The sequence below is a fragment of the Arthrobacter sp. M4 genome (genome assembly GCF_020251205.1).
GTDB lineage: Bacteria > Actinomycetota > Actinomycetes > Actinomycetales > Micrococcaceae > Arthrobacter.
In genome coordinates this window covers 237,646-257,562 of sequence record NZ_JAIWYX010000001.1, presented here as the reverse complement: position 1 = coordinate 257,562, position 19,917 = coordinate 237,646, and the positions used below count along the sequence as shown (strand labels likewise).

17 protein-coding genes are annotated in these 19,917 nt (G+C 61.5%); 7 read left to right on the top strand and 10 right to left on the bottom strand.

Annotated elements, in window-relative coordinates; translation table 11 throughout:
- Nucleotides 1–87: 87 nt before the first annotated feature.
- Nucleotides 88–3,756, top strand: coding sequence for a BTAD domain-containing putative transcriptional regulator (locus LD110_RS01180; protein WP_225495757.1), 3,669 nt, complete (start codon nt 88–90; stop codon nt 3,754–3,756).
- Between the two features lie 67 nt (nt 3,757–3,823).
- On the opposite strand, the gene LD110_RS01175 is transcribed toward LD110_RS01180, so the two are convergent.
- The 3 genes from LD110_RS01175 to LD110_RS01165 all read right to left on the bottom strand — a co-directional run bounded on the left by LD110_RS01175 (nt 3,824) and on the right by LD110_RS01165 (nt 7,054).
- The gene (locus LD110_RS01175) at nt 3,824–5,800 is read right to left on the bottom strand and encodes an amino acid transporter (RefSeq protein WP_225495756.1); all 1,977 of its coding nucleotides are present in this window, start codon (nt 5,798–5,800) and stop codon (nt 3,824–3,826) included.
- Nucleotides 5,801–5,937: 137 nt separating this feature from the next.
- Nucleotides 5,938–6,366, bottom strand: a complete 429-nt coding sequence (locus LD110_RS01170; protein ID WP_225495755.1) for a VOC family protein — start codon at nt 6,364–6,366, stop codon at nt 5,938–5,940.
- Nucleotides 6,367–6,568: 202 nt separating this feature from the next.
- Nucleotides 6,569–7,054, bottom strand: coding sequence for a VOC family protein (locus LD110_RS01165; RefSeq protein ID WP_225495754.1), 486 nt, complete (start codon nt 7,052–7,054; stop codon nt 6,569–6,571).
- A 179-nt stretch (nt 7,055–7,233) separates the two neighbouring features.
- Between LD110_RS01165 and LD110_RS01160 the strand changes: the two genes are divergently transcribed.
- Nucleotides 7,234–7,626, top strand: coding sequence for a DUF3054 domain-containing protein (locus LD110_RS01160; RefSeq protein ID WP_225495753.1), 393 nt, complete (start codon nt 7,234–7,236; stop codon nt 7,624–7,626).
- Nucleotides 7,627–7,690: 64 nt separating this feature from the next.
- The gene (locus LD110_RS01155; RefSeq protein ID WP_225495752.1) at nt 7,691–7,972 is read left to right on the top strand and encodes an Lrp/AsnC family transcriptional regulator; all 282 of its coding nucleotides are present in this window, start codon (nt 7,691–7,693) and stop codon (nt 7,970–7,972) included.
- Between the two features lie 36 nt (nt 7,973–8,008).
- Here the strand turns inward: LD110_RS01155 and trpD are convergent, their stop codons facing one another.
- A complete protein-coding gene (trpD, locus tag LD110_RS01150; RefSeq protein ID WP_225495750.1) occupies nt 8,009–9,067 on the bottom strand; it encodes an anthranilate phosphoribosyltransferase in 1,059 nt (352 codons plus the stop codon).
- Nucleotides 9,068–9,214: 147 nt separating this feature from the next.
- Between trpD and LD110_RS01145 the strand changes: the two genes are divergently transcribed.
- The 4 genes from LD110_RS01145 (at nt 9,215) to LD110_RS01130 (ending at nt 13,550) form a co-directional block, all read left to right on the top strand.
- Nucleotides 9,215–9,853 carry a heme-copper oxidase subunit III gene (locus LD110_RS01145; RefSeq protein WP_225495748.1) on the top strand — a complete coding sequence of 213 codons (639 nt, stop codon included), beginning with the start codon at nt 9,215–9,217 and terminating at the stop codon, nt 9,851–9,853.
- Between the two features lie 87 nt (nt 9,854–9,940).
- Complete coding sequence (locus tag LD110_RS01140) at nt 9,941–10,729, top strand: c-type cytochrome (RefSeq protein ID WP_225495746.1); 789 nt, start codon at nt 9,941–9,943, stop codon at nt 10,727–10,729.
- 99 nt (nt 10,730–10,828) lie between these two features.
- Nucleotides 10,829–11,899, top strand: a complete 1,071-nt coding sequence (locus tag LD110_RS01135; RefSeq protein ID WP_225495744.1) for a ubiquinol-cytochrome c reductase iron-sulfur subunit — start codon at nt 10,829–10,831, stop codon at nt 11,897–11,899.
- Nucleotides 11,877–13,550: a ubiquinol-cytochrome c reductase cytochrome b subunit gene (locus LD110_RS01130; protein WP_225495742.1), complete on the top strand. Its 1,674-nt coding sequence runs from the start codon at nt 11,877–11,879 to the stop codon at nt 13,548–13,550. Before LD110_RS01135 ends, LD110_RS01130 begins: the two co-directional genes overlap by 23 nt.
- 118 nt (nt 13,551–13,668) lie before the next feature.
- Here LD110_RS01130 and LD110_RS01125 read toward each other — a convergent pair whose 3' ends face one another.
- The 6 genes from LD110_RS01125 to LD110_RS01100 form a co-directional block, all read right to left on the bottom strand.
- A complete protein-coding gene (locus LD110_RS01125) occupies nt 13,669–14,463 on the bottom strand; it encodes a GntR family transcriptional regulator (protein ID WP_225495741.1) in 795 nt (264 codons plus the stop codon).
- A 171-nt stretch (nt 14,464–14,634) separates the two neighbouring features.
- Nucleotides 14,635–15,036 (bottom strand): cytochrome c oxidase subunit 4, encoded by a 402-nt coding sequence (locus LD110_RS01120; RefSeq protein ID WP_225495740.1) that lies wholly within the window; start codon nt 15,034–15,036, stop codon nt 14,635–14,637.
- On the bottom strand, nt 15,033–16,751 hold the full coding sequence (ctaD, locus tag LD110_RS01115; RefSeq protein ID WP_225495739.1) for a cytochrome c oxidase subunit I: 1,719 nt from the start codon (nt 16,749–16,751) through the stop codon (nt 15,033–15,035). The genes LD110_RS01120 and ctaD overlap by 4 nt, the downstream gene beginning before the upstream one ends.
- A gap of 10 nt (nt 16,752–16,761) precedes the next feature.
- Nucleotides 16,762–17,634 carry a cytochrome c oxidase subunit II gene (gene coxB, locus LD110_RS01110; protein ID WP_225495737.1) on the bottom strand — a complete coding sequence of 291 codons (873 nt, stop codon included), beginning with the start codon at nt 17,632–17,634 and terminating at the stop codon, nt 16,762–16,764.
- Nucleotides 17,635–17,819: 185 nt separating this feature from the next.
- Complete coding sequence (locus LD110_RS01105; RefSeq protein ID WP_225495735.1) at nt 17,820–18,209, bottom strand: iron-sulfur cluster assembly accessory protein; 390 nt, start codon at nt 18,207–18,209, stop codon at nt 17,820–17,822.
- Nucleotides 18,210–18,396: 187 nt separating this feature from the next.
- Nucleotides 18,397–19,854, bottom strand: coding sequence for a dipeptidase (locus LD110_RS01100; RefSeq protein WP_225495733.1), 1,458 nt, complete (start codon nt 19,852–19,854; stop codon nt 18,397–18,399).
- Between the last annotated feature and the right edge of the window lie 63 nt (nt 19,855–19,917).

The window sequence follows — 19,917 nt, the reverse complement described above, 5'->3', positions numbered from 1 at the left end:
CGGGCCGCTAAAGCCTCGCTAAAGGCGAGCCGGGCCGAAATGCCGGTGCTACATTTATGCTCGGAAGCATCTGGCTAAGGGGCTTTTTTGGAATTCCGCATCCTGGGGCCGATGGAGGTTCGTGACGGGGCCCGGAGCATCGAAGTCCCGGGTGGAAGGGCCCGCGCGCTGCTGGCAATCCTCGTTCTGCATGCCGGCGACGTGGTGCCCGCAGAACGCTTGATCGATGAACTCTGGGGCGAGCTGCCACCTCCCACCGCCGGCACCATCCTGCAGATGCACGTCCTGAAGCTGCGCAAGATCCTCGAGCCTGGCCGCGAAGCCATCGGCCACCCAGCCCTCCTAGTCACCCAAGGCAGCGGATACCGCCTGGCAATCGATCCGGGCAGCGTTGATGCCGTTCGATTCAAGAAGATCCTAGACCAGGCATACGGCCGGCAGTCTGAACAGCGCGCCGAGCGCCTGGCAGAAGCGTTGGCCCTTTGGCGGGGTCCAGCGCTCGCCGATTTCATTTACCAACCCTTTGCGCAGAGCACTATTGCATCACTGGAAGAACTCAGGCTGGCCGCGCTCGAAGCGCGCATCGAGGCAGACCTTGATGTGGGCCGCGGGCAAGGACTGGCGGCGGAACTCGACGAATTGGTCAGGGAGCACCCATTCCGCGAACGACTGCGGGCCCTTCAAATGCGAGCCCTCTACCGCATGGGCAGGCAGGCAGACGCGCTCGCAGCCTACCGTGCCGCCAGGGAGCTGTTGGTTGAAGAACTCGGCGTAGAGCCCGGACCCGAGCTGCGACAGTTAGAGGCTTCGATCCTTCGCCACGACCCGTCGCTTCGAGAATGGACTACGGGGCGGGAGCGTACGACGGCGGGAGGCTGGCTAGGCCACGAACGTCGCCGCGTGACAGTGGTCGGCATTGAACTGGTGCCGACTACGGATGAAAATCTCGACCCGGAGGTGCTGGCCGCAGCCAGTTCGCGGGCTGGCGCCGCCGCTGCTGGAGTGCTGCACGCCCACGGCGCGCGTGTGGAACCAGTTGTTGGTGGTCTTATGATCGGCTTCTTTGGTTTCCCGACCGCGCGTGAGGACGACGCCGTGCGTGCGGTTCGTGCCGCCGTCGAAGTCCGCGACTGTGTGGAGAGCATCAATGAACCCGTTGCTCCGCATGCCGCGAGGGTCGTCGTCGAGACTGGGGACGTCGTAATAACCAGCTCGGGCGGATCTCTCGCCGACATGGTGTCGGGACCCGCTGTGTCTTCCGCCTTCCGTCTGGGTCGTCGCGACGGCGACGTCGTCGTCGGCCCACGAACCTTGCAGCTGGTTCGTGGAGCGGCACTTGTTGAACGCCTATCGGTCGAAGAGGTCGGATGGCGAGTCATTCAAGTTGTGGATAACCCTCATCAGGTGGGAGGGGGCCATGAACCGATTGTCGGACGAACGCAGGAACTGGCCATGCTCCACGCTGCATTCCAATCGGCTGTCCGGTCTGCCGCCCCGGAACGATTCGTCATCGTGGGCGAAGCCGGCATCGGCAAAACCCGACTCGTGGCCAATTTTCTGGACAGCCTTGCTAACCAGGCGACAGTGGCTGTGGGCCACTGTCCGTCCTACGGTGAGGGGATAACATTTTTGCCGCTCCGTGAGGCGCTCCTCGATGCCGCCGGAGAACAGGGCTGGCCGGCCCTTGCCGAACTGGTCCCCGATACATTCGCTCTCCTGGCGTCCGGGCTCGGCTTAGCTCCAGGCATGCACGACATTCCGGCAGTGTTTGGTGCGGTTGCGACCCTCCTGGACGCGCTTTCCTCGAGCAAGCCCCTGGTGCTGGTGCTCGATGACCTTCATTGGGCCGAGCCGACGCTCCTCGACCTCGTCGATCACATCGTGCGGAGCGGAAATGGACCCCTGCTGGTTGTCTGTCTTGGCCGTCCCGAACTGCTGGACCAGCGCGCAGAATGGACCGACGCGCTATCCCTCGCGCCGCTCCACGCTGACGACGTGGCAACGTTGCTGAGGACCAAGACACCGGGGATCGACGACGGCGATGTTAGGGAAATCGTCAACCGGGCCCGGGGAAACCCACTTTTCGCCGAACAACTCCGGGCAGCCCAGCAGGACGGGGAACTCGATGAACTCCCTCTGTCCCTCCAAGCCTTGCTCGCTTCGCGGCTGGACCGCCTTGGTCCCGGTGAACGCGACCTGCTGAGGGTTGCGGCCGTAGTCGGCGACGACTGTGGCCGCGATGCAATTGCATCCTTGTTGCCAGCCGAAGCGACGGTCTTTCTGGAGCGGCTTCTCGCAGCACTGGAGCGTAAGGGACTTCTCACAAATAGGGACGACGGCGGCGTCCACTTTGCGCACGTACTGATCCGGCTCGCGGCCTACCGCTCAGTGACGCACTCGGACCGCGCTGCGTTGCACCAGCGGTACGCTGAATGGCTCCTGAGCAGCACACCGCAATTGTCTGAGCTCGACGAGCTGTCCGGCTACCACTTGGAGCAGGCCGTGCAGAGCCTCCGCACAATCGGCGTCGACCATGAGGCCCTAGCGGCCCGTGCAGTAGCGCACCTTTCCCATGCGGGAGAACGCGCTGTTGCCAGGGCTGACCAAAGTGCCGCCCAAAACCTCCTGTCCCGTGCCCGGGCCATGATGACCGCCAGCAACCCGACACGGACGACGGTCACCCAAAAGCTCGCCGAAGTTGATCTGGTACTGGGCAAATTCGGCGAGGCGCAGCAACTCCTGCTCGAACTTGCGGAGCGTTCCTCGGCGAGTGGAGACATGGCGGCAGCACAGTCGGCCCGCCTCGAACACGCGCGCATTCAACTCGTCGTCGGCCCGGACCCGGTACCACTTTCAGAAATCGAGCGGGAGGCCGCCGCGGCAGAGTCCTTCTTCAGCGCATGCGGCGACGACGGCGGCCGAGGACGTTCGATCTTCCTCAAAGGTTGCGTCCGGCTGAGACAGGGGCGCCTCGCCGAGGCACAGCAGGCCTTTAGGTCCAGCGTCGAACTGGCTGACGGGGCGGACAGCGTGCGCGAGCGGCTGGCAAGCCGCTGGATGCTTGCTGACGCTCTCGCCACGGGTCCAGTCCCAGTTCACCGATGTCTCTCCGAAGTCGAATCCCTCAAGGTCCCAGGCCGCGAGCACCCTGGGTTGATGATCCATGCCGGCATCCTTTATGCAATGGACCGCCGTTTCCAAGAAGCGCGGGAACTGCTCGACCGCGCCCAACGTGTGGTGCAGGATGCCCTCAACGCGCCACGACTTCTCATGTTTGTTGCTGCGGCACGGGGAACCATCGAGACGCTCGCGGGCAACCGTGACGCCGCAGAGCAAGCCCTACGCACGCGGCTTAACTACTCGCGGAGAACCGGAGAGCGGGAAACGTTGCCGGTAGCGGCAGCCCTTCTTTCCCTGCTACTGCAGCAGAAGGGACTCAAGGACGAGGCCGCCGAGCTGGCATCACTCGCGGCAGCGACGGCTCCAGCGGAAGGCGCAGAGGCTCAGGCCCTGTCAGCGGCGGCGTCCGCGATGGTCGCCGTCTGGCGTGACCTGGACGAGGCGAGGGATCTCTCCCAACGGGCCCTTCAATGGGCGCCGGCCGAAATGCCAAGCCTTCGTGGAGACATTCACCGAATCGCCGCTGAAGTGTGCTCCGCACGCGATGACCAAGTTGGCCGGGAAGCCGCTGTTGCCGAAGCCGCGCGATGCTATCGCTCCAAGGGAAATGTGGCGGCGCTCGCCAAGCTGCACTGAACGTGCTGCACTGACCCGTAGGTCCCGTGCCTGCATCCTTGAGCCGATTGATCTGTGAATGATTGCCTTACCCCACATGCACCCACGGACGATTGGTCACGTCCGGCACCGCCTGACGAAGTACTTCACGGGTCACAGGCGCTATTTCGCCCTCCCCCAGGAATAGGAATCGGAGGAGATTCATGACCGGATTTCCCTCCGTCCATCGGAAATAGATATGGGGCATCAACCCAGTGACATCCCGAATATGCAGCAATACGGACGCAATGGTGTTCGGAACCACGGGCCCGTGGACTTCCAGCACCTTAAATCCGTGGCGATGGACGCCATGGACGTCCAATGGAGTCTCAAAATCTGATGAGTCGTCAACAATAACCTCCAGAAACACAACGGGGTAATCTTCGGGAAGGTGGCTCACTGCCATAGCAGAAGCCAGCTTGTCCCGATATGCCTCGGCGGACATCCGCAGTGGCTCGTGAGCAATGATTCCGATGGGGCCGGATTCCGTTTCCGTGATGAACTCCAGCGCCGGCCTGTCCAGCCGGACGTGGGTTGCATGCAGTTCGAAGGACCGCATGATCCGCGACAGCAAGGAAATCGCAACTATGCCGAGGATAAAGAAGCCCGCAATCCGGATGCCTTCCGGCCGCTCCACGATGTTGGCGATAGTCGTGTATACAAAAACGACGGCGATGGCACCGAACCCAACGGTCCTTCCCCGTTGCTTCATTCGGCGAGCCGAAAGCGTAACCGCAACGGCGGCGGAAGTCATAAGGACCAAGACGCCGGTGGCGTACGCGCCGCCCTGAGCGTCGACGTCGGCGTTGAACACAAAAGTAATCAGGAAACCAACTAGCGTAAACACCAAAACCAACGGTCTCACAGCGCGTGCCCATTCCGGAGCCATGCCGTATCTCGGCAGGTAGCGCGGTACGAGATTGAGCAATCCGGCCATGGCTGAAGCACCCGCAAACCAAAGAATGGCAATAGTGCTGAAGTCGTAGACCGTGCCGAAGCCAGCCCCGAGATACTTATGGGCCAGGAAAGCCAGGGCACGCCCATTGGCCTGGCCTCCCGCTTCGAATTCTTGCTCCGGTATAAGGATCACCGTCGTGAAACTGCTCGTGATGAGGAAAGAACTCATGATGAGTGCTGCGGTAGTGAGAAGTCGGCGGGTCCCATGAATGCGTCCTGCAGGGCTCTCTTCGGTGTCTCCCTCTTCTCCGCGCACCTGGGGCATCACTGCCACACCGGTTTCGAACCCTGACAAACCCAGGGCCAGTTTAGGAAAGACAATCAGGGCGATAGCTACGGCCATTAGGGGGTTCCCGTGCGAAGTGCTCAGCAATGTCCACCAATCCCCTACGGAAGCCGGGCGCATCAAGACCTCGACGATGGTTGTGGCAACCACCACCACATTGAGCACCAGGTAGATCCCCACCAGTGCAACCGCAACGCTGATGGCTTCCTTGAAGCCTTTGAGGAAAACTGCCCCCAGCAACGCAAGCAGGAAGAGCGTGATGGGAACAGTGCCGCCCTGCAGCCAGCTGGTAAAGAACGGATTCTGCACCAGGTGGGCTGTAGCGTCTGCCGCGGAAAGCGTCATGGTAATCATGAAGTCGGTCGCAGCGAAGCCAAGCAAAACCAGCACGAACAGCTTTCCCAACCAACGTGACAGAAGGTGTTCCAGCATGGCGATGGAACCCTCACCCTTGTAGCTCTCCCCTGCCACCCGGCGATAGACAGGCAGGGCTCCGAAAAGTGTCACGGCAACAAGGACCAAGGTGGCTAGCGGGGAGATGGCCCCCGCGGCCAGGGCCGCGATGGCCGGCTGGTAACCCAAGGTAGAGAAGTAGTCCACACCCGTCAGGCACATCACCTGCCACCACGAGTGTGTCCTCTCGTGGGCCGTAGGGACAGCCCCAGGACCTTGGTGGGAGCCTTTTGAGTCTTGGAGACCGAACAGCAGCCAGGACCTGAATCTAGCCTTTCGGCTGCGGCGTAACTCCGACGGATCCGCTGGAGGCCTGCTCATGCTGCTCACTGGTGCTCTCCCTGAGGACGTGTGAAGCGCTTCCCGATGATGCAGAACATAACACCGGCCGCCCGAAGGCGGCCGGTGTCCTTGTTGATCTTGACGGAATCTTTGCGCCGGCGGGAAAGCTGCCGGAGCCGACTAATTTATGGCTGGGCATCTGCCTGTCCGGCATTGACGTTGACAAGCCAGGCGACGCCGAACTTGTCGACGAGCATGCCGAATGTATCGCCCCAAGGCGCCTTTTCCAACGGCATGGTGACGTTGCCGCCGTCTACCAGCTTGTCCCAGTAACCGCGGAGCAGGGCCTCGTCCTCGCCGCTGAGGGAGACCGAGAAGTTGTTCCCGGGCGTGTAGTCCATCGCGTTAGGGGTGTCCGCCCCCATAAGCACCAAACCGTTTTCGGCAACAAGCATGGCGTGCATGACCTTGTCCTGCTCTGCAGGGTCCTGGCTGGCTTGGAAATCGCCGAACGTGCTGATGTTCAGTTCCCCGCCAAACACTGACTGGTAAAACTTCATCGCCTCGCGCGCATTGTCACGGAAACCAAGGTAGGGATTGAGAAGGGTAGCCATTTTTCAGAGTTCTCCTTGTTCGCTTTTCCGGTGTGTGTTCGCTTCCCGGTGCCAGTCCACCGGCGGAGTAAGTGCGGCCGGGTTGGCCGTACACACGGAATCTTGCCGTAATTCGTCCGTCCGGAACAGCCCCGACGGCAGGTCGTGTGGAAACGCAGCTGCCGTGGGACCAGGACTTTGCAGGAAAGCCCGACGGCGGCCCCTAGGCGGGCCAGTCGCCGTCGTACGCCTTCTGAAGTGTCGCGATGTCGATTTTCCGCATCTGGAGCATCGCTTCCATGGCGCGCCGCGCACCTTCCGGATCGGGTCCGTTGAGCAATTCCGGCAGGGCATTAGGGATGATTTGCCACGACAGCCCAAACTTGTCCTTCAGCCAGCCACATTGGCTCTCCTGTCCCCCGTCCGCTGTGAGGGCATCCCAATAGGCGTCAACCTCATCCTGGGAGGAGCAGTCGACTACCATCGAGACAGATTCGTTGAACGTGAAGGCCGGTCCGCCGTTGAGGGCCGTAAATTCGCGCCCCTCCAATTGAAACTGGACAGTCATAACGCGCCCTGGTTCTCCGGGGCCTGTATCCCCATAACGGCTGATGTCCTGGATGCCGGAGTTTTTGAAAATGCTTGTATAAAAATTTGCTGCGTCCTCGGCCTGGTCATCGAACCACAGGCACGTCGAAATTTTCTGCACGATGATCACCCTTCTGCCTTCAGGGCCAGTCCCCCCGGTCTTGCCGCTCTAGTGCACCCGCCCGCTCGTCACGAGTCAGAGACTATCGGCCGGATGCCCCAATGAACACCCATAGCCGGCGCCACAAGACAAGTGGGGATTTTGGGTTCCAACGGCCATCTGGCGCTAGTGTCGAATGCATGCCTGACGTTGCCAAATCCACCTACGCCCCGGCAGTCGTTGCTGCGGCTGCCGACGCCATCCTCATCATCGTCTTCGCCGCGATAGGCCGGGACGCCCACCAGCGGGGCGAGTCAGTCCTTGGAATTCTGGCAACTGCCTGGCCGTTCCTGGCTGGAGCCACCATTGGCTGGCTCATCGTACGCGCGTGGCGCTCGCCGTTGGGGATATGGCCGAGTGGCGTGGTGGTCTGGTTGGCGGCAGTAGCCGGTGGAATGATCCTTCGGGCGGTAACCGGGCAGGGAATCGCCTTTGCGTTCATCATCGTGGCCACTATCAGCCTGGCCGTCTTTCTGATTGGCTACCGGGCAATCATTGCCCTGGTGATCATGGTTCGTCGCCGCAACTCCTGAGCTACGGCACGATCCAATGCACTAGGCTTGCATTCGTCCGTGACGCTTCCCCGAAAGGCCTCCAGTGATCACTGCCTTTGTGCTCATCAAGACCGACGCATCACGCATTCCTGAGACGGCCGAGGAGATTTCCGCCATCGACGGCATCAGCGAGGTTTACTCCGTCACCGGCGAATGGGACCTCATCGCCGTAGCCCGCGTCGCCAAGCACGAAGACCTGGCGGATGTGATCGCCGACCGTCTGTCCAAAGTTCCCGCCGTAGTGCACACCACCACACACATCGCCTTCCGAGCCTATTCACGGCACGATCTCGACGCAGCATTTTCATTGGGCTTCGAGCAGTAGTCAAAGCCCGGCAGGTGCCCAGCGGGCCACCGCGCCTTAATTCCGGGACAGCCCGATCCACGTCTCCAGGATCCGCGCTGCGGCGCCAGAGTCAATGGACTCTTCCGCCCGCTTCCAAGCACCTCTCATGCGATCGACCAGAGGCCCATCCGCTTCAAGTTCGAAGGCCACAAGGCCCGCCGCCGCATTAAGCAGCACCGCGTCCCGGACGGGCCCCCTGGCGCCGTCCAGGACGGCCCTGGCGACAGCAGCATTTGCGCTCGCGTCGCCGCCCCGGAGGTCGGCCACCGTTGCCGGAGCCACGCCAAGGTCCGACGGCGTGAAGCGCTGCTCGGCCACTTCGCCGTTGCGGATTTCCCAAACAGTCGACGGCCCCGTCGTCGTCAACTCATCCAATCCGTCCTCGCCGCGGAAGACCAGCCCGCGACTCCCCCGCCGTGCCAAAACGCCCGCCACCAAAGGCGCCATGCGGGCGTTGGCGACTCCGACAGCCGATGCCTGAACGCGGGCCGGGTTTGTCAGCGGGCCGAGGAAATTAAAGGCGGTGGGGATTGCCAGTTCCTTCCGCGGAACTGCCGTGTGCCTGAACGAGGGATGGAAGACCTGCGCAAAGCAGAAAGTGATTCCCGCCTCCTCTGCGTTGCGGAGGACCCGCTCAATGGAGAGATCCAACCGGACGCCCAGCGCCTCCAGGACGTCGGCAGAGCCAGCGGACGACGACGATGCCCTGTTTCCGTGCTTGACAACCCTTGCGCCCGCACCGGCAGAAACGAGCGCCGCCATCGTCGATATGTTGACAGTGTTGAGGCGGTCCCCTCCGGTGCCAACGATGTCCAGCTTCTCTCCCGGGATGGGCGCCGGCTTAGCGTTGGCCAGCATTGCCTCCACAAGACCTGTGATTTCTTCCACAGTCTCACCCTTCGACCGCAGTGCGACCAGGAACCCTGCGATCTGCGATGGAGTGGCGTCACCGGCCATGATCGTGTTCATCGCCCACTCGGTCTCAGTCGCAGACAGGTCTTCGTGATCGATCAGCGCGGTGATGAGCCGCGGCCACGAGCTGGCAGAGGGGGAAGCGGAAGCCGGAGAAGTCACGTGCTGATGCTATCGACGGACCTACCCCAAGACCAATGTGAACCATGTTGGGAACTTTTCCGCGCGATTTCGCGTCTTTGTAGAAAAAGTCTCGCCAAAACGCGGTTCGCGTTGGGATGTGCGGACTTTTACCGACATAATGTCCTTGTGACATCTGTGACCCATGCCCCCAGTACCCCGGCACATCCCACGCTAAATCGGCCAAATCTGGTTTCCGTTGGAACCGTTGTGTGGCTGTCCAGCGAGCTGATGTTCTTCGCCGGCCTCTTCGCCATGTACTTCACCCTGCGTTCCACTTCCGGTGCGCTGTGGGCCGAAGAGACGGCCAAGCTCAACTTCCCGTTCTCGCTGGTCAACACCATCGTGCTCGTTGCGAGCTCCTTTACGTGCCAGATGGGCGTGTTCGCCGCTGAGCGCCTGGAGCCGCGCCGTACGGGTGGGATCTTCCAGATCACGCGCTGGGGCATGACCGAGTGGTTCGTCCTGACCTTCCTCATGGGTGGCTTCTTCGTTGCGGGCCAGAGCACTGAATACGCCATGCTCGTCTCAGAACACGTTTCCCTGTCTTCGAACGCTTACGGCTCGGCTTTCTACATCACCACCGGCTTCCACGGCCTGCACGTCATCGGCGGCCTGATCGCGTTCCTCTTCATCATCGGCCGTGCATTTGCAGCCAAGAAGTTCGGACACTACGAAGCTACTGCGGCCATCGTCACGTCTTACTACTGGCACTTTGTCGACGTCGTATGGATCGGGCTCTTCCTGGTCATCTACGTCCTCAAATAGACCGGCTTTGACTCTTTTTCTACAAGAGGCAGAATTTCAAGAAGCGGCTCTCGGAGCCGACGCAGGATCGAATAAAGGAACCACCACGTGAAGGCACTTTCGCAGAAGCGACGTCACCCACTGGCAGCGGTAGCGCTGCTGCTGATGGGACTCCTCCTCACTGGTGGGCTGTACGCCATTGCAACAACGGTCAACCAGGCCAAGGCAGAGACCACGAGCTTCAGCGCAAGTGACGCCGAAGAGGGCAAGAAGCTCTTTGAAGCAAACTGTGCAACCTGCCACGGCATGGGCGCCAGCGGAACCAAGGACGGCCCTTCGCTGGTCGGTGTTGGTGCCGCGGCGGTTGACTTCCAGGTTGGCACCGGACGTATGCCCATGCAGATGAACGGACCGCAGGCACAGAAGAAGCCGCAGCAGTTCAACGAAGAACAGACCCGCCAGCTGGCAGCCTACGTTGCCTCCCTGGGCCCCGGCCCGTCCATCCCCGAAGAGCACCTTCTTGACGAGAAGGGTGACGCTGCCGCCGGTGGCGAACTGTTCCGCGTGAACTGCGCCATGTGCCACAACGCCGCAGCTGCCGGTGGCGCGCTGACCCGCGGTAAGTTCGCACCTGCCCTTGGAGACGTCACAGGCAAGCACATCTACGAGGCCATGGTCACAGGCCCGCAGAACATGCCAGTCTTCAACGACGCAAACATCTCTCCTGAGGGCAAGCGGGACATCATCACCTTCCTTAAGAAGATCGAGGCAAACGGTTCCCCGGGTGGCGCCGACCTCGGCTCGCTGGGACCTGTGTCTGAAGGTCTGTTTGTCTGGGTTGCCGGCCTGGGCGTCATCATCGCCTTCACCATCTGGCTGACATCGCGCACCTCCTAGGGGCGTACGCCACACAACGTTTGCTGCACGTAAGCAGCATGGAATTGAACATCAACTCGGCACATTGGCCGAGACAACGAGAGAAGGATGAGGCGAATTATGGGCAACCATAGTGACGGCAGTCCGAACCCCTCGGGCGCCGTAGCTACGGCTGGTCAGGAAGAGGTGGAGAAGTTCCAGGATCCTGGACTTCCTCCGCATCGCTTGCGCCTGGCTGACACGGACCCGAAAGCCGCAAAGCGCGCCGAGCGCCAGGTCGCCATTCTGTTTGGCATTTCCGTCATCGGAACGGTGGTCTTCCTGATTGCGTACTTCGCCATCGATCTGGGCAATGATTCCAGCATCGCGACGATCCGCACCCAGAACCTCCTGCTGGGCTTGGGCACGGCATTTGCCATGCTCGGTATTGGTACCGGCATCGTGCACTGGGCCAAGGCCCTTATGCCTGACCATGAAGTCTCCGAAGAGCGGCACGCAATCCGCACCGAAGACGACCGCAAGGCTGCAGTACGCATCGTCGACGACATCATCGAAGAGACGGGCATCAAGCGCCGTCCGTTGATTCGGAACTCGCTCATCGGTGCCCTTCTGCTTGCGCCGCTGCCCGCGCTGGCAGTTTTCGGCGACCTGGGTCCGCGCCCCGACAGGAAGCTCGCGCACACGATGTGGGCACCCCAAGACGGGAAGCTGAAGCGCCTGACCCGCGACCCCGACGGCACGCCCATCAAGGCCTCGGACGTCACGATAGGCTCCGCCTTCCACGTCATCCCTGAAGGGCTCAACGAACTCCACGAGGGCAAGCTGAACGAGAAGGCCAAGGCCGTCGTCCTGCTCATGCGCCTCAACCCGGAATCGCTGAACCCGTCGCCGGGCCGCGAAAACTGGGGCTACAACGGCATTGTGGCCTACTCCAAGATCTGCACCCACGTTGGTTGCCCGGTTGCCCTCTATGAGCAGCAGACGCACCACCTGCTTTGCCCGTGCCACCAGTCCACGTTCGACCTCACGCAGGAATGCAAGGTCATCTTCGGACCGGCCAGCCGCCCGCTCCCCCAGCTTCCTATCGCCGTGGACGCCGAGGGTTACCTGGTCGCAACAAGCGACTTCAAAGAACCTGTAGGACCGAGTTACTGGGAGCGTGACGAGCATGAGCGCCTCATCAACAGCTGACGTACCCTACGTCGCCAAGACGAAGGTTGGTCGTTTCACTAACTTCGTCGACGAGCGTGTCGGCGGTTCAGGCATCCTGCGCGAGTTCGGCCGGAAGGTCTTCCCTGACCACTGGTCGTTCATGTTCGGTGAGGTGGCGCTGTACTCCTTCGTCATCCTGCTGCTGTCGGGGACCTTCCTGACCTTCTTCTTCGACCCCTCGATGGCGGAGACCCACTACCAGGGCTCCTACACCCCGCTGTACAACGTCGAGATGTCCGTCGCGTACAACTCTTCGCTGAACATCTCCTTCGATGTGCGCGGCGGCTTGTTCATGCGACAGGTCCACCACTGGTCTGCATTGCTGTTCGTTGCTTCGCTGAGCGTCCACATGCTCCGCGTCTTCTTCACCGGTGCATTCCGGAAACCGCGCGAGATGAACTGGGTTGTGGGCGGCGTTCTGCTGATTCTGGCCATGGCCGCCGGCTTCACCGGATACTCGCTCCCCGATGACCTGCTTTCCGGCAACGGCCTCCGCATCATCGATGGCGTTATCAAGTCCATCCCGGTGATTGGAACCTACATCTCGTTCTTCCTCTTCGGTGGCGAGTTCCCGGGAACGGCCATCATCGGCCGCCTGTATGTTCTGCACATCCTGCTTGTGCCCGCCATCATCCTGCTGATGATCGTCATCCACTTGTTCATGGTGGTTGTTCACAAGCACACCCAGTACCCGGGCCCTGGCCGCAATGACGGAAACGTTGTGGGTTACCCGCTGGGTCCTGTTTACGCTGCGAAGGCCGGTGGCTTCTTCTTCATCGTCTTCGGCGTGATCGCACTGATGGCAGCTGCATTCACCATCAACCCGATCTGGAACTACGGTCCCTACGACCCGTCGCCGGTTTCCGCAGGCACCCAGCCTGACTGGTACATCGGCTTTGTTGACGGTGCGCTCCGACTGATGCCGGGTGTGGTCAACGACTTCCACTTTGAGTACATCGTCTTCGGCCACACGCTGACGCTGAATGTGCTTCTTCCGGCCCTGGTGCCCGCTGGCATCCTGTTCACGGTTCTGTTCACCTACCCGTGGATCGAGCGCTGGATCACCAAGGACGACCGTGAGCACCACGTTCTTGACCGTCCGCGCAACGCTCCGACCCGCACGGCCATCGGTGTTGCAGGCTTCACGTGGTACTGCGTTATGTGGGCCGCTGCGGGCTCCGACCTCATCGCAACCCACTTCCATGTGGCCCTGAATGACGTCACCTACTGGCTGCGCGCCCTGTTCTTCCTGGGACCAATCCTCGCCTTCATCGTGACGAAGCGCGTGGCACTGGCCCTGCAGCGCAAGGACCGCGAGATTGCCCTCCATGGCCGCGAGACCGGACGCATTGTCCGCCTCCCGCACGGTGAATTCATCGAGGTCCACGCGCCGCTTGACGAGTACAAGCGGTACCGTCTGGTGGGCTTTGAGTCCCTTGCTCCGCTGCCGGCCGTCCCGAACGAGCATGGCGTGGTCACGCGCAGCGAGAAGCGCCGTGCGGCGCTCTCCAAGTGGTTCTTCGAGGACCGCGTGGCTCCTGCCTCTCCGGCAGAGCTCGAGGCCGCACACGCCCACGGTCACCACGAGGCCATTGAGGCCGGCGCAGATCAGAAGAGCCTGACTCACTAGCTCGTCTGTAACACGTTCAAACGCGGAAGGCCCCCGATCTTCAAGATCGGGGGCCTTCGGCGTTTTGTTTCCCTGCCGCCACTGCTTGCATTGGCACGGCGCTGTGTTGGCACGGCGGCTACGTTCCGCTCCGATAGCCGCTGGAGTAGTTGCGCGTCGGCCTAACTCCAGGCCGCTGGAGGGGCACCCAGAGCTTGTAGCGATCCGCGCGGTAGTAGGACACCGAATAGTCCACCATCGCCCGGGCGACAAACGCGTGGCGCTGGATTTTCAATAGGGGCGATCCGACGTCGACATTGAGGAGGCGTGCTGTGGAAGGAGACGCGGCAGTTGCCTCAATCATGTCCTCTCCCCACTCCATGACCAGACCGTAACGCTCGCTGAGAACGTTGTAGAGAGAGGTGGGTGGACCCTCGTCCAAGAGTCCTGGCACGCGGTGGGCAGGGATGAAGTTTTCATCCACGCTCATAGGCTCGTTATCGGCCAGTAGGAGCCTTCGGAAGCGGACGAGGGGTGTTCCCTCCTCCAGCTGCAATTCGCGCGCCAGGAAGGCACTGGCGGCAATCTGTTCGAAGCTGAGAACCTTAGCCGCCGGGACCATGCCTCGGCGCTGCATTTCCTCGCTGTAGGACGTCAGCTTCACCTGCAGGTCAAGCTTGGGTTTCCGAACGAATGTCCCAAGGCCAACAACGCGTTCGATGACTTCCTCACCAACCAAGGCATCAATGGCCTGGCGGACCGTCATGCGAGCCAAGCCAAAGCGCTCCGCCAAGTCGCGTTCGGACGGCAAGGCAGAGCCAGGAGGGCACGACTGGCCGATGAAGTTCCGCAGGATTTCCCGCAGCTGGATGTAGATAGGTATCCCGCTGGAGCGGTCGATCTCCCCTGCAATGCTCGATGCGTCAGCAGGCATGGCAATAGGCAGACGTGGACAAATACATAAGTCCAGAATAAATCACCGGCATGGGGGTCCGGTGCGCCCTTGGACGTATGCGGGCACGACAAAGGGCCCCACCTGAGGTGGGGCCCTTTGTCAGATATACACCCGGGATCTCTTCCAGGCGATTAGAGCAACTTACCCGGGTTAGTGGGCGTGATCTCCGCGGCTGTACTCATAGACCCAGCCAACCAGCGCAATGAAGGCGAAACCTGCGCTGATGAACAGGATCCAGAAACCTACAGCCAAGCCCAGGAAGCCACCGGCACACGCCAGCCCCAGAACCAACGGCCACCAGCTCCACGGGCTGAAGTGGCCCTGCTCGCCAGCGCCCTCGTGGACTTCGGCATCCGGGCGGTCTTCAGGGCGCATCCCGACACGACGAGCGGTGAAGCCGAGGTAGGCACCAATCATGCCAGCCAGCCCACCGACGAGCAGAATGCCCATGGCGCCTACCCACTCAGACCAGTGGGTCAGGAAGCCATAAACGATGGCCACGGGGATGAAGAAGAATACTCCTGCTCCGAAGAGCCACGATTCGATTTTCACTTAGTGTCCTTCTGGTCAGCGTTGCCGAGCACCGACGCTACCGGCTCAGGCTCGTGGGCAGTGTGGTACTGCGACAGTTCCGGGTGGTGCAGGTCCAGTGCCGGGCGCTCCGACCGGATTCGAGGCAGGGAAGTGAAGTTGTGGCGCGGCGGCGGGCAGGACGTGGCCCACTCCAGCGAGGCACCGAAGCCCCACGGGTCGTCAACTTCAACCTTCTTGTTGCTCCGCCACGTGATGTACACGTTCCAGAAGAACGGCAGAAGCGAGGCGCCCAGGACAAACGAGGAGATCGTGGAGAACTGGTTCATCCAAGTGAAGTTGTCCTGCGGCATGTAGTCCGCGTAGCGGCGGGGCATGCCTTCAACACCAAGCCAGTGCTGGATGAGGAACGTTCCGTGGAAACCAAGGAACAGGAGCCAGAAGTGGATCTTGCCGAGGCGTTCGTTCAGCATCTTTCCGGTCCACTTGGGCCACCAGAAGTAGAAGCCTGCGAACATCGCGAAGACAACCGTTCCGAAGACCACGTAGTGGAAGTGGGCAACCACGAAGTAGGAGTCGGAGACGTGGAAGTCCAGCGGCGGGGAGGCAAGGATGATGCCAGTCAAACCACCGAAGAGGAAGGTCACCAGGAAGCCGATGCTCCAAAGCATCGGGGTTTCGAAAGTGATGGATCCACGCCAGAGAGTACCGATCCAGTTGAAGAACTTCACACCGGTAGGCACCGCGATCAGCATGGTCATAAACGCGAAGAACGGCAGCAGCACGGAACCAGTGACGTACATGTGGTGGGCCCACACGGTCACGGACAACGCGGCAATGGCGATGGTTGCGTAAACAAGGCCCTTGTAACCGAAGATCGGCTTACGGCTGAAGACCGGGAAGATCTCGGACACGATGCCAAAGAACGGCAGGGCGATGATGTAGACCTCGGGGTGGCCGAAGAACCAGAAGAGGTGCTGCCACAGGACTGCACCGCCATTCTCAGGATCGAAGATGTGCGCGCCAAAGCGACGGTCAGCGCCAAGGGCGAAGAGCGCCGAAGCCAGGGGCGGGAAGGCCATCAGGACCAGGATCGCGGTCACCAGGGTGTTCCACGTGAAGATCGGCATACGCCACATGGTCATACCGGGGGCACGCATGCAGATGATCGTGGTGATGAAGTTGACGGCACCGAGGATGGTTCCGAAACCGGAAAGGGCAAGGCCGAATACCCACAAATCGCCGCCCACGCCTGGGGTGAAGGTGGTGTTGTTCAGTGGCGCATAAGCGAACCAGCCGAAGGAAGCAGCACCCTGCGGAGTGATGAAGCCGGACACTGCGATGGTGGAGCCAAACAGGAAGAACCAGAACGCCAGTGCGTTAAGCCTTGGGAAGGCAACGTCCGGGGCACCGATCTGCAACGGCATGATGACGTTGGCGAAACCTGCGAACAGCGGCGTCGCGAACATCAGCAGCATCACTGTGCCGTGCATGGTGAACATCTGGTTGTACTGTTCCTTGGTCTGCAGGATCTGCATTCCAGGCTCGAACAGTTCAGCGCGGATGAGCAGGGCCATCACGCCGCCGAGGCAGAAGAACACGAACGACGTGATCAGGTACATGTACCCGATGGTCTTGTGGTCCGTGGAGGTGATCCAGTTGACGACGATGCGTCCCTTGGACTTGGGCACTACGGGAGCATCCAGGACTCCCGCGGAAGGTGTATAAACAGCCACGTCGCTTCCCTTACTTCGTTGCGTTCAGGTTCGGGTTGCGGTCGTACTTGTCGTCAAGGAGACCCGTGTTGCCCTGTTGGCGCAACTGGTCCATGTGAGCCTTGAATTCAGACTCTGAAACAACCTTGACGCGGAAGAGCATCTCCGAGTGGTACTCACCGCAGAGTTCTGCGCACTTGCCATCGTAGGTGCCCTCCTTGGTGGGGGTGAACCTGATGTAGTTGGTCTTGCCGGGGATCATGTCGCGCTTCTGTAGGAAGGCGGGAACCCAGAAGGAGTGGATGACGTCACGGGCGTTCAGCTCGACATCAACCGACTTGTTGACGGGCAGGTACAGCGTGGGGAGCTTGTCCTTATCCACGTCCTTGCCCGTGAGGTGTGCCTGCACGCCGGCCTCGTAGACGTCTTCGCTGACGACGGAGCCCTTCTTGTAGCTGAAGTCCCATGCCCACTGCTTGCCGCGGACGTCAACGACGACGTCGGCGGGCTTGGAGCGGTCATCGATTGCCTGCTGGTCACGGTCGGTGAAGTAGAAGAACACCAGGATCATGAACAGCGGGATGGTCAGATAAAAGACCTCAAGCGGCAGGTTGTAGCTGATCTGCCTGGGGAAACCAACGGTGCCCTTGCGGCGGCGGTAGGCAACGATGCACCAAACCATAAGGCCCCAGGTGATGACACCAACGGCCAGAGCAGCGATCCATGAGTTGACCCAGAGGTCCATGATGCGGTCCGTGTGGTTGGTGGTGCCGCGCTCAGTGGGCAACCAACCCTTCTCTACCTCTGGTGAACATCCAGTCAAAACCAACGCGCCGGCTAGTGCCAAGCCAGTGATCGAAATGATCTTTTTGCGTCGGCTGCCGGTTCGGTTCTGCGAACTCACAGACGGCCCTTCCTCTTGTTGCTGTCTCCCGGTCGGGCGCGTCGGCGCGCGCCGGGCACACTAAGTTTTACTACCCGATGTAGAGCTTACCGCTCTACGGCTGTTTTCGCCCACACGCGGCGGCAGTGCGTCGGACCCGGTAATGACCGGGCCCGGCGCACTGCCGCAGCAAGAGCCTGTGCTCCTTAGTGGAACGAGTCGCCGCAGGCGCAGGAGCCTCCCGCGTTCGGGTTGTCGATGGTGAATCCCTGCTTGGAAATTGTGTCCTCGAAGTCGATGCTGGCCCCACTGAGGTAGGGCACGCTCATCTTGTCAACGATCACTTCGACGCCGTCAAAGTCGCGGACAGCGTCGCCGTCGAGGATACGCTCATCAAAGTACAGCTGGTAGATCAGGCCGGAGCAGCCACCGGGCTGGACGGCTACGCGCAGACGCAGGTCCGTGCGGCCTTCCTGTTCCAGCAGGCTCCGGACCTTGCCGGCGGCGACGTCGGTCAATTGGACTTCGTGCGTGGGCAGTTCTTCCGCAGTTGCGGTCTCGGTTCCGGTGCTGTTCTGGTTGGTTGCGGTGCTCATACGGCCTACCTTCTTATGACGCTCCTAGCGGCGGCGCCGTGGCGACGCCGGCCCGCGGAAATTACTTTCGGGCTATAGCTAATGCTACGTCGGACGCCGCAATTGCTATAACCTCTGTCGTAACCACGGTCAGCCGCAGCTTGTTCCCAAAAGCCGAATTTGCCCGCCCAACGGGACGTGTTGGGCGCTAGGCCACGGCCTCACCGAGCGCCGCATTGTCTGCCAGGCCCTCTGCATCCAGCCGCGCCAGCAGCAGGGCTTCGGCCAGGATGGCGTTTCGGAAGTCCCCAAGGTGCAGCGATTCGTTGGCGCTGTGGGCCCTGGAGTCCGGATCCTCAACGCCCGTCACCAGAATCTGGACGCTTGGGTAGACCTCCTTAAGGTCAGCAATAAACGGAATCGAACCTCCAATGCCCATTTCAACCGCATCGACGCCCCAGGCCTCTCCCAAAGCCCACATTGCAAGGCGGGCCGCAGAGGACTCCGTGTCCGTGGAAAAGGCGTTGCCGCGCTCTCCCGGGGTGAACAACACCGAGGCCCCGAAGGGGGCGTGTTCCTCAACATGTCGACGAACGGCGTCCATCGCATCGGCCGGGTCCTGGCCGGGTGCCAGCCGCAGGCTGAACTTGGCCTTCGCCGTCGGGATGAGCGTGTTGGATGCGACGGCAACGGACGGCGCGTCAAAGCCGATAATCGACAGCGCAGGCTTCGTCCACAACCGTGAGGCGATGGTGCCCGAACCGGCCAGCCTGACGCCCTCCAGGACGGACGCGTCCGCACGGAACTCTTCCTCCGTCAAGTCGACTGTTGTGTCGTCCCGCGCTACCAGGCCCTTGATGGCCACGGTGCCATCGTCGTCGTGGAAGGTGGCGATCAGGCGGGACAGCAGCGTCGGGGCGTCCAGCACTGGACCGCCAAACATCCCGGAGTGGACAGCATGGTCCAGGACCCTAAGTTCAATAGTGCCGTCCACAAGGCCCCGCAAGCTGGTAGTCAGAGCGGGAATGCCAACCTTCCAGTTGCTGGAGTCTGCGACGACAATGACCTCGGCATGCAAGAGCTCGCGGTATGTCTCCAGGAATGTCCGGAAAGTTGGTGAACCCGCTTCTTCCTCACCCTCCACGAAGAAGGTGACCCCGAGGCCGAAATCGTTGCCCAGAATCTCTGAAACGGCTGCGAAGGCCGCCACGTGCGCCATGATGCCCGCTTTGTCGTCGGCCGCTCCCCTACCGTATAGGCGGCCGTTCCGCTCCTCTGCCGTGAAGGGCTCCGACTCCCAGAGCGCAGGATCTCCGGCGGGTTGGACGTCATGGTGGGCGTACAGGAGGATGGTTGGCTTACCGGGAGCTGCCGGCCGGCGCGCGACGACGGCAGGTCCACCGGGGGTGCCGTCGGCTTTGGGGCACCGCAGTATCTGGACGTCATCCACGCCATTGCGGCGGATGAGCTCTGCCACTGCTTCAGCACTGCGTTCCAATGGCGCGGGATCAAAACTCGGCCACGCGATACCGGGGATGGAAACAAGGTCCGACAAGGTCGCCAGTGTCTGGCCAAACGATCGGTCCACAGCCTGGCGAATGGATGGGATGTTGGCCGCCGCATCCCAAGGCTCTTGGTGCGGGGTCTCCGCGTTGAAGGAGGTCATGGCCCACACACTACCGTCGCGGTGGTATCTGGTGGAGGGAAGGTCCCTGCGTGGCGGGCCCGG